Genomic DNA, 13,819 nt, shown 5'->3' on the forward strand with positions numbered 1-13,819 from the left:
GCCGCGCTCAGGCGACCTTGGCGGCGGTGCCGGGCGCCGCGACTTCCGGATCGGTCTCGCACATCACCCGATTGCGGCCGTGCCGTTTGGCGGCATAGAGACACGCGTCGGTGCGCTCGATCAGGCTCTGAGGCGTGTCACTCTTGCGCAAGGTGGCGACGCCGATCGACACGGTGACGCGGCCGAGATGCTCGCCGGTCGAGCGCTTCATCAGTTCCTTGGTCATCACCGCGCGGCGGATGTGATCGGCGACGGTGATCGCCGAGCGCAGTACGGTGTTCGGCAGCACCACAGCGAATTCCTCGCCGCCGTAACGGGCCGCCGTGTCCTGGCCCTTGACGTTCTGCTTCACCGACATGGCGACGAGACGCAGCACCTGGTCGCCGGTCAGGTGGCCGAACGAGTCGTTGAAGGTCTTGAAGTGGTCGATGTCGGTCAGCATCAGCGACAGCGGCTCGTTGCGCCCGCGCGCTTCCGCGATCGCGTCCTCGAGCGTGTTATCGAAGAACTTGCGGTTGGCGAGCTGCGTCAGCGGATCGGTCAGGCTCTCGTTGCGTACCGTCTCGAGGTTGACCTGCAGCTCGTTGATTTCCTGCTTCGAGGCGTTCAGCCGCGCTTCCAGCTTCTGGTTGGAGACTTCCATCTCCTTGGCGGTGTGCACGAGGCTTTCGACGATAGCGCGCAGGCCCTCGCGGTCCTTCGACTGGCCGAGCTTCTCGGTCATGTCGGCGAGGCTTTCGGTGTAGCTGGTGGCGGAGCCGGCGGCGGCGTCGATCATCGCCATCACCTGCTCGATCTCGTCCATCACCTTGGTGCCGACATTGCCGATGCGGTCGGAAAGGCGGGTCGGCGCCAGAAAAGCTTCATAGATCGCCTCGAGCTCGGCATCGGTGAGGGTGCCACGCTGCTGCAGGGTCTCGTTGATCTGCTGGTTGAGGGAAGGCTGATAACCGGTCGCGTAGGCGTACCAGATTTCGTAATTGCGCGGGATCGCCGGCAGGCGCAGCGCCTTGATCTGGCCGAGCGCGATTTCAGCGTACGCCATCGTGCGTTGATGGTCGTCGGCTTGCGCCGTCATCGGCCGATCCTCTCTACTACCTTGAAAACCCGAGGTGTTTGGCCTCAGGACGGACCCGTCGGGGTCCACCTTTGCCATCCTGCAGGTGACGGTATGCGAGGCCGGTGAATGCTGGGTAAACCCGGGAAACGAAACCAGGGCACAACCGTAGGGGGTGGTAGCGGCGGGGCTAAACCCCGCGCGCATCAGGCTTTCAGGGTCACCGGACGGAGCAGGAAGGCCGGCAGATGACTGGTGTCTGCCTCCTCCACTTCCCGCGGCCGCTGCTGCGGACGGCGGGGTTCATTGGAGGGCCGGTGAGGTTCACGCGGCTCGCCGCGCGGGCGCTGGTGCCGGCGCTCGCCCCGGTCGCCGCCCCGGTGCTCGTGCCGCTCGGCCCGGGCAGGGGTGGCCTCGGCTTCCGGCGCGGGTTCGGCCGCGGCGGCGGACTTCGCCATCCAGGGGATCGTCTGCCCGGTCAGCTTCTCAATGGCGTCGATCGATTTGCCGTCCATCGGCGCGACGATGCTGATGGCAACGCCGGATTTGCCGGCGCGGCCGGTGCGGCCGATCCGGTGAATGTAGTCGTCGGCGTGATGCGGAACATCGAAATTGAAGACGTGGCTGACGTCCGGAATGTCGAGGCCGCGGGCGGCGACGTCCGAGGCGATCAGGAGCTTGGCTTCGCCGCTGCGGAAGGCGTCCAGCGCGGCCGTGCGTGCCGACTGGTCGAGATCGCCGTGCAACGCCACCGCGTTGAACTTGTGCCGCACCAGCGAGCGATGCAGCAGCGCCACTTCGCGCTTGCGGTTGCAGAAGATGATGGCGTTCTTGAAATTGTCGGCGTCGCGGAGGAGCCGGCGAAGCGTCTCGCGCTTCTCGGCCGGATCGCGGCCGGTCTGAACCTTGAGCTGGGTGATGGTGGTGGCGGCAGTCGCGGGGCGGGAAACCTCGACTCGCACCGGATTGTGCAGGAAGGTGTCGGCGATACGCTGGATTTCCGGCGGCATGGTCGCGGTGAAGAACAGGGTCTGCCGCGTGAACGGCACCAGCTTGCCGATGCGCTCGATGTCGGGGATGAAGCCCATGTCGAGCATGCGGTCGGCCTCGTCGATGATCAGGAGCTCGCAACCCGATAGCAAAAGGCGGCCGCGTTCGGAATGATCGAGCAGGCGGCCGGGCGTGGCGATCAGGACGTCGACACCGCGCAGGAGCTTGGTGTCCTGGTCGCCGAACGAGACGCCGCCGATGATCAGGGCGACGTTGAGTTTGTGGTTCTTGCCGTATTTCTCGAACTGTTCGGCCACTTGCGCCGCGAGTTCGCGTGTCGGCTCGAGGATCAGCGTGCGCGGCATGCGCGCGCGGGCGCGTCCCTGTTCGAGCATCGTGAGCATCGGCAGCACGAAGGCCGCCGTCTTGCCGGTGCCGGTCTGGGCGATGCCGAGCACGTCGCGCCGGGCGAGCACGTGCGGGATGGCCTGTTCCTGGATAGGGGTGGGGGTCTTGTAGCCGGCCGATTCAATGGCGCCGAGCACCTTGTCGGAAAGGCCGAGATGGGAGAAGGACATATAACCTCAAGTCGGGGGCGGCCATCAGAGGGGCCTGCGCCGGACGATTGGCCCGCGCCGACGAGTAAAGCGTTGCTGTGCGCGGGGGAAAGGGCCGAATCTTCGTATCGTTCGGTCCGGATGCGGGGAACATAAGGTCGAACAGGCCAAAGTCAATGCTTTGCCGTGCATTAAGCCCATGCAGGCTTAATCTTTCAGCGAACGGAGACCGAAAATGCCCGTGTCCTTGCCGCTTTTGCTGGTTCCCGGGCTGACCTGCAGCGCCAGGCTCTACGCGCCGCAGGTCGCGGCGCTATGGCCGTTCGCCCCGATCATGGTCGCCGACCATCGTCAGGACGACCACATCGATGCCGTGGCGCGGCGGATCCTCGACAATGCGCCGCCGCGCTTTTCGCTCGCCGGCCTGTCGATGGGCGGCTACATCGCCTTGGCCATGATGCGGGTCGCGCCGGAGCGCATCGCGCGGCTGGCGCTGCTCGACACCTCGGCGCGCGCCGATACGCCGGACCAGACCGCCGGGCGCCAGACCCAGATCGCGATGACGCAGGCCGGGCGTTATGCCGAGATCCCGGACCTGTCGATGCCGCGTTACGTCCATCGCGACCGCCAGAACGATGCGGCGCTGACCGGCCTCGTACGCACGATGGCCGAAGAGACCGGCGCCGACGGCTTCATCCGCCAGTTGAAGGCGATCATGTCGCGGCCCGATTCACGTCCCATGCTGTCGGCGATCCGCTGTCCGACCCTGGTGCTGGTCGGCGATGCCGACGCGGCGACGCCGCCCGATCTGGCGCGCGAGATCGCCGCCGGCATTCCCGGCGCCAGGCTCGTCGTGGTGCCGGACTGCGCGCATCTGTCGACGCTGGAACAGCCGGAGGCGGTGAACGCCGCGCTGGTCGAGTGGCTGAAGTGAGAGTGAGCAACCGATGACCGCACGCGACACCGCCGGCGTGATCGCGCCGCCGCCGCTTCTGGCGCTGGCGGCGGTCGTCTTCGGTTTGCTGCTCGACGGACTGTTTCCAGCTTACGTCCTGACTGTGCTGCTGACCTTCGCGCAGCGGATCGAGATCGCCGTGCCGCTGTTCGCCATCGCGGCCGCGCTTGGCATCCCGGCGGTGCTCGCCTTCCGCCGCGCCGGCACGCATGTCGAGCCGTGGAAGCCGGCGAGCGCGCTGGTGACGCACGGCATTTTCCGTTTTCTGCGCAATCCGATGTATGTCGGCCTGATCGTCATGGTGGCGGGGCTGGCGATCCTCTTGGCCTCCGACTGGATGCTGGTGATGACGGTGCTGCTCGCCGTCACCCTGCACTTCGGCGTGGTCCGGCGCGAGGAACGCTACCTGGAAGCCACGTTCGGCGACCCCTATCGCCGCTACCGCGACCGCGTGCCGCGCTACGGCTGGCCCGGCTGACGGAATCGTTCCAGTCTTTCCCGCAAAAGTCCCTTGGCCTGCGCCGTCCGGCCCGCCCAATGGGGCAAAAGCCGTTTTCGCCGGGAGGAAATGCGTGCGCGCACAAGTCGGAATCATCGGAGCGGGGCCGGCCGGCCTCATGCTGGCGCGGCTTCTGCATCTTGCCGGCATCTCCTCGATCATCATCGAGAACCGCAGCGAGGAGTACATCTACAACCGCATCCGCGCGGGGCTGATCGAGCACTGGGCGGCCGATCTGTTGACCGACGTCGGCGCCGGCGAGCGCATGGCGCGCGAGGGCGTGCTGCACTGGGGCAACAATGTCGGCATCAACGGCGACCTCCATCGCATGGACTTCAAGGCGCTGGTCGGCAAGCGCGTCACCATCTACGGCCAGCAGGAGGTGGTGAAGGACCTGGTCGCGCTGCGCCGCGCCGACGGCGGGCCGATCCTGTTCGAGGTCGACGATGTCAGCGTGCACGATGTGACCTCGCAGCGGCCGCAGATCCGTTTCACGCATCAAGGCAAGGCCGAGACGATCGACTGCGACTTCATTGCCGGCTGCGACGGCTTTCACGGAATCTGCCGGCCGAGCATTCCGGCCGAGCGCATGCGCGTGTTCGACCGCGACTATCCGTTCGGCTGGCTCGGCATTCTCGCGGAAAGCCCGCCGCCCGATCACGAACTGATCTATTCGTACACCGACCGCGGCTTCGCGCTCTACACGATGCGCTCGATGAGCCTGTCGCGGCTTTATCTGCAATGCGATCACGACGAGGACATCGCCAACTGGCCGGACGACCGCATCTGGGAAGAACTGCACCGGCGCCTCGGCGGTGCGCGCAAATTGCAGGAAGGCAAGATGCTGCAGAAAGGCATCACGCCGATGCGCTCGTTCGTCGCCGAGCCGATGCAATACGGCCGCCTTCTGCTCGCCGGTGACTCGGCGCACATCGTGCCACCAACCGGCGCCAAGGGCATGAACCTTGCCTTTGCCGATGTCGTCTACATGGCGCGCGCGCTGGAAGCTTTCTTCAAGAAGCACAGCAGCGACGGCATCGAGAAATACACCGACACCTGTCTCAGCCGCGTCTGGCAGGCGCAGCGCTTCTCGTGGTGGATGACGCAGATCATGCACGTCTTCCCCGACGAGACTGCGTTCGACCGCCGCCGCCAGCTCGCCGACCTCGCTTATCTGACGCATTCGCAGACGGCCGCGAAATCGCTCGCCGAGCAATATGTCGGGCTGCCGCTCGACTAGTCGCGCAGCACGCGGCGAAGCGGCCGGTCGAGGAGGGCGATGACCGCCCCCGCGGCGGCGGCGATCAGAGCCAGCATCAGGAAGAACGGCACGCGGTCGAGCCGCGACCAGAGCGTGCCGAGATAGCCGGCGAGGAAGTTGCCGACGAAGGACGTGGCGAGCCACACGCCCATCATTAGCGAGAGCACGCGCACCGGCGCCGCCTTGGTGACGAGCGACAGGCTGGTCGGCGAGAGATAGAGCTCGCCGACGGTGATGATGACGAAGAAGGCGAACAGCCATAGCCAGCTCGCCTTGGCGCCGCCGACGTACCAGGCGGCCAGCGCCATCACCAGCCAGGCGGCGGCGTTGAGGAAGCAGCCCATCGCCAGCTTGGTCACCGTCGCCGGCTCGCGCGCGCCCTGCCGCCGCCACAGCGCCACGACGAGCGGCGTGAAAGCGAAGATCATGAACGGGTTGAACGCCTGAAACCAGGTCACCGGAATGTCGAAGGCGAAGAGCAGGAGATCGACGTGGCGGTCGGTCTGCTGGTCGGCCCACAGCGCGATCGTGTTGCCCTGCTGCTCGTAGGTCGCCCAGAACAGGCTCACCGGCAGCACCAGCAGCAACAGCGCGATGATCGCCTGCCAGTCGGCGCGCGTCAGCGGCGTTTGCGCGGTCTCGCGTTTGGCGAACGCGTCGGCCGGCAAGGTTGGCGTCGCGGCGAGGTAGATGATCAGTGCGAGCGTCATGCCGACGCCGGCGGCGGCAAAGCCGTAGTGCCAGCCGTACTCTTCGCCGAGCGTGCCGCAGACGAGCGGCGACAGGAATGCGCCAAGATTGATGCCGACGTAGAAAATGGAGAAGGCGCGGTCGCGCCGCCGGTCGCCGGGCGCGTAGAGCGCGCCGACCTGGGTGGAGATGTTCGGCTTGAAGGCGCCGTTGCCGAGGATCAGCACGAACAGCGCGAACAGGAAAAGCCGCTCGGATGCCATCATGAAGTGGCCGACCGCCATGAGCGCGGCGCCGATCAGGACGGTGCGCCGCTGTCCCAGGATGCGGTCCGCGATCAGGCCGCCGGCGATCGGCGTGAGGTAAACCAGCCCGGTATAGAAGCCGTAGATCTGCGAGGCGAAAGGCTGCGGCGCCAGTGGGCCGAACACCGCCTCCAGGGCGGCCTTGAAGGCGGCAAGCCCGTACACGGTGCCGGTATGCTCGGGCGCCAGCAGGTATTTGACCATGTAGAGAACGAGCAGGGCGCGCATCCCGTAATAAGAGAAGCGCTCCCACATCTCGGTCGCAAACAGGAAAGTCAGTGCCGGCGGATGACCGAAGCGTTCGGCGCCGCGGTGGGCAGGGCCTCCGGAGGGCGCGTTCATCCTGCGCGCAAGCCCGTCATGAGAATGGCCTTTTCGCCGGTGGCGCGCTCAGTGTAGGCTCGCAGCCACAACGCACGATACAAAAAACGACAGGGAGGAAAAATGCCGATCCGCCGCTTCATATTGTTTGCGCTGGGCGTCTTCGCCTTCGCGGCGACTGCCGCGACCGCGCACGCCGACGATTATCCGAGCCGTCCGATTCGCGTCATTGTCGGCTTCGCTGCCGGTGGCGGCAACGACCTGTTCGCCCGTCTCGTTATCCAGAAGTTCCAGGAGCAGACCGGGCACAAGGCCATCATCGAAAACAAGCCGGGCGCCGGCGGACGTCTCGCCAGCGAATACGTCGCCAAGCAGGCGCCGGACGGTTACACCGTCATGGTCGGGGCGACGGGGCAGATGTCGATCGCGACCGCCGTCATTCACAACATCACCTACAACGCGATGACGAGCTTCATCCCGCTCAACATGATCGCGTCGTTCCCGCTGGTGCTGGTGGTGCCGGGCGATCATCCCGCCAACAACGTCAAGGAATTGGTGGCCTGGGCCAAAGCGCATCCCGACAAGTCGAATTACGGCACGTCGTCGCCGGCCTTCACCATCGCCGCGGAGTTGTTGAAGCTGAAGACCGGCATGCCGGCGGTGGCCATCCCGTTCAAGGGTTCGAACGAGTCGAACACCTGTGTTCTGAGCGAGCAGTGCCTGTTCACCATCTCGGACGGACCGCCCGCAATCCCGCTGGTGCTCGCGCACAAGACCAAGGCGCTGGCGGTTACCGGCTCGGAGCGCTCGCCGCTGTTGCCGAACGTGCCGACCATGGCGGAGGCCGGCTATCCGGAAGTGAATATCGAGCTCTGGAGCGGCTTCTTCGTACCGGCTGGGACGCCAAAGCCGATCGTCGATCAGCTCACCCGGGAACTGGGTAAGGCGCTGGCCGATGCGCACGTGCAGGAGGGGCTGAAGAAGATGGCGGTAACGCCGGGTGGCCCGACCGGTGCGGCTTTCGGCAAGGTGATCGCGAAGGACATCGAGACCTACAAGGGCGTCGCCGCGGCGGCGCACCTGAAATTTGACTGAGGCCAATGGTTCGCGCCCGGGCGTCGTCGATTGTGGCGGCGTCCGGGTCATGCACAACTGATCGCGCGCGCCGCCGCGGTTTCGATTGCTGCGGCGCGCCGTACTGCTAAGGTCGCTTCTGTCGTCGTCTGCCGTCGCGGAAGTTCGGGATCATGCGTGTTGCTGCGTTTCTGGTGCTGCTGGTTGCCGGTGTTCATACTGCCGCTGCAACGGAAGCCGCACCGGCCGCCACGACCAAACCGGCGGTTGCCGCCGTGCTCAAGGACTTCGGCCTGTTCGGCGCCTGGGCGGTGAATTGCGCGGCGCCGGCGACACCCGCCAATCCGCACGTCAGCATTTTCGAGATGCAGCCGGACACCGTCGTCGAAAGGCACGATCTCGGGCCGGAATACGAAACCAACAGCTACCGCGTGATCGCCGCCGAGGCCCTGTCGAAGACGCGCGTCTCGGTCGACGTCGTGTTCAAGCCTGGCGCCGATGGCCAGCAGCAGCAGCGCCTGATCTTCCGCGTCGAACATGACACGCGGCGCACGTTGTTCAACCGCATCGAGAACGGCGCCGTGGTGGTGAAAGATGGCGCCGTCGTCGGCCGCAGCGCTAAGACGCCGTTGCTGCACCGGTGCGGGTAGGGACCTACACGCGAAAGCGGGAATCCAGCTGGACCTTTGACAGCGGGACGTCTGTGCTGGGTCCCCACCGCAAGTCGGCTATAGCCGACTTGCGCGCTTTTGGTGGCAGACATCGGGTGCCCCCGATGTCTGCGCGCGCGGACGAGCGGGAAGTCGTCAAACGTCCAGCAATTCCTCGCCGGCGAACTCGGCGCGCTCCTGAATGAACTCGAAGCGCGCTTCCGGCTTGTTGCCCATCAGCCGCTCGACGGCCTTTTCGGTCGACTTGACGTCGTCGGCGACCAGCTTGACCCGCAGCAGTGTGCGTTTGCCCGGGGCCATCGTCGTCTCTTTCAATTGCGCCGCCATCATCTCGCCGAGGCCCTTGAAGCGCGAGACCTCGACCTTCGCGTTGGCGTGAAACTCCTTCTTCAGGAGTTCGTCCTTGTGCTTGTCGTTGCGCGCGTAAAAGATCTTGCCGCCGTGCGACAGCCGATAGAGCGGCGGCACCGCGAGGTATAAACGGCCCGCGTCGATCAGTCCCTTCATCTGCCGGTAGAAAAAGGTGATCAACAGCGAGGCGATATGCGCGCCGTCGACGTCGGCGTCGGTCATGATGACGATCTTCTCGTAGCGAAGATCGTCGGTCTTGAAATGCGCGCCGGTGCCGCAGCCGAGCGCCTGCACCAGATCGGAGAGCTGCGCGTTCTGCGCCAGCTTGTCCTTGCCTGCGGAGGCGACGTTCAAAATCTTGCCGCGCAGCGGCAGCACCGCCTGCGTGCGGCGGTCGCGCGCCTGCTTGGCCGAGCCGCCGGCCGAGTCGCCCTCGACGATGAAGATCTCGGAACCGTCCGACGCCGAGTTGGTGCAGTCGGCGAGCTTGCCCGGCAGGCGCAGCTTGCGCACCGCGGTCTTGCGCGAGATCTCCTTTTCCTGGCGCCGGCGGATGCGCTCATCGGCGCGCTCGATGACGAAGTCGAGGAGCTTGTTCGCCTGCATCGGATTGCCGGCGAGCCAGTGGTCGAACGGGTCCTTGATCGCCTGCTCGACAATGCGCTGCGCTTCCGCGGTGGCCAGCCGATCCTTGGTCTGGCCCTGGAATTCCGGCTCGCGCACGAATACCGAGAGCATGGCGCCGACGCCGGTCATCACGTCTTCGCTGGTGATGCTGCCCGACTGCTTCTCCTTGCCGACGCGGGCGGCGTGGTCCTTCAGGCCGCGCAGCAGCGCCGAACGCAAGCCGGACTCGTGCGTGCCGCCGTCCGGCGTCGGCACGGTGTTGCAGTAGGAATTGAGGAAGCCGTCGGTGTCGGCCGACCAGGCGATCGCCCATTCGACCGCTCCGGCGCGGCCGGGCTTGCCCGCGGTGCCGGTGAAGATGTCGGGATGAACGAGCGTCGCGCCCGCCATGCTGCCGGCGAGATACTCCTTGAGGCCGTCGGCGAAGTGGAACGTCGCCGTCTCCGGCACGTCGTCGGTGCCCTTGAGCAGTTCGGGCGCGCAGTGCCAGCGGATTTCGACGCCGCCGAACAGGTAGGCCTTCGAGCGCGCCATCTTGAACAGCCGCTCGGGCTTGAAGTGCGCCTTGGCGCCGAAGATCTGCGGATCGGGGCGGAAACGCACGCGCGTACCGCGCTTGTTCGGCGCGCGGCCGACCTTCTCCAGCTTGCCCTTCGGCTTGCCGCGCTCGAACGCCATGCGGTACTGCGTCTGCTCGCGCCAGACGTCGACTTCCAGCCGCTCCGACAGCGCATTGGTGACCGAGACACCGACGCCGTGCAGACCGCCGGAGGTCTCGTACACCTCCGAGTCGAACTTGCCGCCGGCATGCAGCGTGCACATGATCACTTCGAGCGCCGACTTGTTCTTGAACTTCGGGTGGTTGTCGACCGGCATACCGCGGCCGTTGTCGGTCACCGACACGAAGCCGTCCTTATCGAGTTCGACCTCGATCCAGTCGGCATAGCCGGCCAGCGCCTCGTCCATTGCGTTGTCGATCACCTCGGCGAAGAGGTGGTGCATCGCCTTCTCGTCGGTGCCGCCGATATACATGCCGGGACGCCGGCGCACCGGCTCCAGCCCCTCCAGCACCTCGATGTGCTTGGCCGAATAGGTGCCGTCGCCGGAGCCGCGCGCCGGTTTGGCGCGGCCCGCGGGCGTGGATTTTGCCGCCGGACGACTGCCGTCCGCGAAAAGGTCGGGCTCCTGGCCCGGTTTCTTCTTGGCCGCCGCTTTTGCCATCGAAATCCTTCAGCTCAAACGAATCACGTGGCGTCCACTATGCCAGATGGGGACGCTCGGGGTGCGCCGCAGGCGGGCGGTAGGTGACCGGCGGATCGGGCGGGAACAAGGCGGAACGAAAGCAACCAAAGGGGGCTTTCGCCGTTATCAGGAGTTCCATTCACGCGAAAGATGCCCCATGAACAAGCCGGAGACCGGCCACGCCGTGCACCAAAGGCGCCACTCGATCCTCGAGATCGGGCAGGTCGAGGCGGGTCCGGAGATGTGGCGGACCGCCGCCTATGTGGCGAACACCGGCATATTCCTCATCCTGCTGATCGCCGCCTTTAACCTGGCGCGTCCGGTGCTGGTGCCGGCGGTCTCAGCCTTTGTTTTGACCATGATGCTGGGTCCGGTGTCCGCACGGGCCGAGCGGGCGGGCATCCCGGCGGTGCTCATAGCCCTGGTGCTCTGGGTCCTGGTGATCGGCGTCTTCTACGGCGTTCTGCTCCTGCTCGCCGCTCCGGCGGTGCAGTGGATCGGCCGCGCGCCCGAGATCGGGCAGAACATCATGCAGAAGCTGCACGTGCTGCAAGGCCCGTTGTCGACCCTGCAGACCCTGCGCGACTCGCTGCTGCCGGCGAGCCAGAAAGGCAGCATCGGCGTCGACCTCGTCAGCTTCGTGCAGCCGGTGGTGGCGATCGTGGCGCCCGGTATCGGGCAGATGCTGATCTTCTTCGGCGCCTTGTTCTTCATGCTGCTCGGGCGCTCGCAGTTCCGCCGCGTCTCGGTGGCGCTGTTCAACCAACGCGAAGCCAAGCTCCGCGTGCTCAAGATCTTCAACGACATCGAGCACAATCTCACCGGCTATCTCTCGACGGTGACGGTGATCAATCTGTGCGTCGGCGTGGGCTCCGGCATTATCGCCTGGGCGACGGGGCTGCCCGATCCGGTCGCCTGGGCGGTGCTCGGCTTCGTGCTCAACTACATTCCCTATATCGGCGCGCTGATGGTCGAGGTCGCGATGTTTCTCGTCGGCGTCGTCAGCTTCACCACGCTGACGCACGCGATCATTCCGCCGCTTCTCTATCTCGCGATGGGTACGGCGGAGGGGCACTTCATCACGCCGAGCGTCATCGGACATCGGCTGACGCTCAATCCGCTCACGGTGTTCCTGTCGCTGGTGTTCTGGACCTGGCTATGGGGACCGGTCGGTGCCTTCCTCTCGGTCCCGCTCCTGATCATCGCCATGGTGGCGGCCGAATATCTCTTCCCGCGCGACGAGCCGGCGCTGCCGGAATAAGCCGCTGGCGTCGGGCAGGGCGGTTGGGTAAGAGGATGATGACCACACCGGCCCATCCCCTCGATGTTCGGAGCCCTCGATCACGCCGCCGACTTCGTGCGCGACCATTCCGTATGGGCGCCGCCGATCGTCTTCGCGCTCGCCTTCGCCGAGTCGCTTGCCTTCATTTCACTGCTGGTGCCGGCCTGGGGCGCGCTGGTCGCGATCGGCGCGCTGGTCGGCGCCGGCACTTTGAGCTTCTGGCCGGTGTGGATTGCCGGTGCGTTGGGCGCGGCCTGCGGCGACTGGCTGTCCTACTGGATCGGCCTCAAGCTCGAATATTCCGTCGCGCACATGTGGCCGCTGTCGCGGCATCCCGATCTCATCCCGCGCGGCGAGGCCTTCGTGAAGAAATGGGGCGCGCTCGGCGTCGTCATCGGCCGCTTCTTCGGACCGTTGCGTGCCGCTGTGCCGCTGGTCGCCGGGATTTTCGAAATGCCGTTCTGGCGATTCCAGATCGCCAATTTCGGCTCGGCATTCCTATGGGCGGCCGTGCTGATCGCGCTCGGTGGCGGCGTCGGCAAGGTCTTCGCCTGGATTTCCTAAATAATAAGCCGCCGGGCATTGCGGCCCGGCGGCTTGCATCTCATCGTTGTTACTTCAGCGCCGCCGCGCCGGCCTGCGAGATCGTGTCGTCCTGCGAGCCGGTACCGCCCGAGACGCCGACCGCGCCGATGATGTGACCGTTGACGACGAGCGGATTGCCGCCACGCGAGCCGGTGAAAGTGTCGCCGAGCGTGGGCAGATAGGCGTTGAACTGGCTGTTGCCGATCAGCCGCTCGAACACCAAAGTCGGCCGGCGGAAGCGGGCCGCGGATTGGGCTTTGCGCTGCGAGATGGTGATCGACGCATATTGGCAATCGTCCATCTTCTCGAAGTAGACGAGATCGCCGCTCGGCTGCACCACGGCGATGCACATCGGCCAGCCGCGCTTGGTGGCTTCGGCCAGAGCGGCAGCCGCGACCTTCTTGGCGTCCGCCAAAGTGATCGGCGCACCGTACGGCGTGTAAGTCAGTTTTTCCGGCACCTTCTCTGCCGGGTTGTTCGGATTGGCCGGCACCTGGGCGAACGCTGCCGTCGACATCACGATTGCGGCACACAGCGCCAGCGCGCTTGTGATCACTCGCATCATTTCCTCCCGCGTATGTTGTTGACCGGCATCAAGGCGACGCCGGCGCGCACATTCTAGGGAAGGCCGATGAGGTGGCAAGCGACTGGATGTAGAAAGAAATTTGTTTGTGCTCAAAGGAGAAGGAAATAATCGCCAGGTTGGCCGGTTTTCGAAAAGCGAAAAAGCGGGCGTAATCTTGATATAAACACGGCCTCTGCTGCAGTGCATCGCAAAACGCGGGGCAGTGATGGCTTCGAAGGCCGGGGCAGGTTCAAAGCTTCTCGTGCTGGTGATGGCGGCGATCCTGACGGCCGGCCTGTCGGCGCGGGCCGAGCGTGGCGCAACCGTCCCGGTGCTGCCGCAGGACGCAAGCGACACGCGCCAGGCCATGGCGGAGGCGGAGGTCCGCTGGATCGCGGGCAAGACCGGGTGGAAGACGGCGTCGGTGCCGCGCATCGAGGTGCGGACGACCCGCGACCTGGCGATCATGTTCTTTGGCAATGCCGAGGGCTACGAAGGCGTGCGGCCGCTGGCGCTTTATGCGCGCGATCAGCACATATTGTTTCTCGCCGACGCGCTCGCGCTCGACAATCTGCTCGACCAGAGCATCCTGCTGCACGAGCTGGTGCATCACATGCAGATCGGCAACAACGTCGAATTCGACTGCCGCGAGGAGACGGAACGGCAGGCCTATCGGCTGCAGGTCGAATGGCTGCGCGAGCACGGCGTCGCGCAGCCCTACGCGTTCGTCGGCGTCTCGCAATCCCAGATCGATGGCCTGACCTGTCCGTGAGGGTGCTGGCGAGGG

At 65.7% G+C, this 13,819-nt stretch carries 13 protein-coding genes; 8 read left to right on the forward strand and 5 right to left on the reverse strand.

Annotation, left to right across the window (positions count from 1 at the left end; all coding sequences use genetic code 11):
• Positions 1 to 7 precede the first annotated feature (7 nt).
• Together VGV41_RS04110 and VGV41_RS04115 are read right to left on the reverse strand one after the other, a co-directional pair.
• Entirely contained in the window at positions 8 to 1,078 is a 1,071-nt protein-coding gene (locus VGV41_RS04110; RefSeq protein WP_326862383.1) for a diguanylate cyclase, read from the reverse strand.
• A 185-nt stretch (positions 1,079 to 1,263) separates the two neighbouring features.
• A complete protein-coding gene (locus VGV41_RS04115; RefSeq protein ID WP_326862384.1) occupies positions 1,264 to 2,625 on the reverse strand; it encodes a DEAD/DEAH box helicase in 1,362 nt (453 codons plus the stop codon).
• Positions 2,626 to 2,839: 214 nt separating this feature from the next.
• Here VGV41_RS04115 and VGV41_RS04120 point away from each other — a divergent pair, with 214 nt between their 5' ends.
• The 3 genes from VGV41_RS04120 (at position 2,840) to pobA (ending at position 5,298) form a co-directional block, all read left to right on the forward strand.
• On the forward strand, positions 2,840 to 3,538 hold the full coding sequence (locus tag VGV41_RS04120; protein ID WP_326862385.1) for an alpha/beta fold hydrolase: 699 nt from the start codon (positions 2,840 to 2,842) through the stop codon (positions 3,536 to 3,538).
• A gap of 13 nt (positions 3,539 to 3,551) precedes the next feature.
• Positions 3,552 to 4,037, forward strand: a complete 486-nt coding sequence (locus VGV41_RS04125; protein WP_326862386.1) for an isoprenylcysteine carboxylmethyltransferase family protein — start codon at positions 3,552 to 3,554, stop codon at positions 4,035 to 4,037.
• 94 nt (positions 4,038 to 4,131) lie between these two features.
• Positions 4,132 to 5,298, forward strand: a complete 1,167-nt coding sequence (gene pobA, locus VGV41_RS04130; RefSeq protein WP_326862387.1) for a 4-hydroxybenzoate 3-monooxygenase — start codon at positions 4,132 to 4,134, stop codon at positions 5,296 to 5,298.
• Here the strand turns inward: pobA and VGV41_RS04135 are convergent.
• Positions 5,295 to 6,656, reverse strand: a complete 1,362-nt coding sequence (locus VGV41_RS04135; protein ID WP_326862388.1) for a peptide MFS transporter — start codon at positions 6,654 to 6,656, stop codon at positions 5,295 to 5,297. The two genes, pobA and VGV41_RS04135, sit on opposite strands and share 4 nt — an antisense overlap.
• A 102-nt stretch (positions 6,657 to 6,758) precedes the next feature.
• Between VGV41_RS04135 and VGV41_RS04140 the strand changes: the two genes are divergently transcribed.
• Both VGV41_RS04140 and VGV41_RS04145 read left to right on the forward strand, forming a co-directional pair.
• Positions 6,759 to 7,730, forward strand: coding sequence for a tripartite tricarboxylate transporter substrate binding protein (locus VGV41_RS04140; protein WP_326862389.1), 972 nt, complete (start codon positions 6,759 to 6,761; stop codon positions 7,728 to 7,730).
• Positions 7,731 to 7,882: 152 nt separating this feature from the next.
• Positions 7,883 to 8,359: a hypothetical protein gene (locus tag VGV41_RS04145; protein WP_326862390.1), complete on the forward strand. Its 477-nt coding sequence runs from the start codon at positions 7,883 to 7,885 to the stop codon at positions 8,357 to 8,359.
• A 156-nt stretch (positions 8,360 to 8,515) separates the two neighbouring features.
• On the opposite strand, the gene parE is transcribed toward VGV41_RS04145, so the two are convergent.
• A complete protein-coding gene (gene parE, locus VGV41_RS04150) occupies positions 8,516 to 10,579 on the reverse strand; it encodes a DNA topoisomerase IV subunit B (RefSeq protein WP_326862391.1) in 2,064 nt (687 codons plus the stop codon).
• Positions 10,580 to 10,757: 178 nt separating this feature from the next.
• On the opposite strand from parE, the gene VGV41_RS04155 reads away from it, so the two are divergent.
• Positions 10,758 to 11,861, forward strand: coding sequence for an AI-2E family transporter (locus tag VGV41_RS04155; protein WP_326862392.1), 1,104 nt, complete (start codon positions 10,758 to 10,760; stop codon positions 11,859 to 11,861).
• 63 nt (positions 11,862 to 11,924) lie between these two features.
• The gene (locus tag VGV41_RS04160; protein WP_326862393.1) at positions 11,925 to 12,446 is read left to right on the forward strand and encodes a DedA family protein; all 522 of its coding nucleotides are present in this window, start codon (positions 11,925 to 11,927) and stop codon (positions 12,444 to 12,446) included.
• Positions 12,447 to 12,495: 49 nt separating this feature from the next.
• On the opposite strand, the gene VGV41_RS04165 is transcribed toward VGV41_RS04160, so the two are convergent.
• On the reverse strand, positions 12,496 to 13,029 hold the full coding sequence (locus VGV41_RS04165) for a heme-binding protein (protein ID WP_326862394.1): 534 nt from the start codon (positions 13,027 to 13,029) through the stop codon (positions 12,496 to 12,498).
• Positions 13,030 to 13,258: 229 nt separating this feature from the next.
• Between VGV41_RS04165 and VGV41_RS04170 the strand changes: the two genes are divergently transcribed.
• A complete protein-coding gene (locus tag VGV41_RS04170) occupies positions 13,259 to 13,804 on the forward strand; it encodes a DUF6647 family protein (RefSeq protein ID WP_326862395.1) in 546 nt (181 codons plus the stop codon).
• Positions 13,805 to 13,819: the final 15 nt, after the last annotated feature.

Origin of the sequence: Pseudolabrys sp., assembly GCF_035943735.1 — a bacterium.
In the GTDB taxonomy this organism is placed as follows: domain Bacteria; phylum Pseudomonadota; class Alphaproteobacteria; order Rhizobiales; family Xanthobacteraceae; genus Pseudolabrys.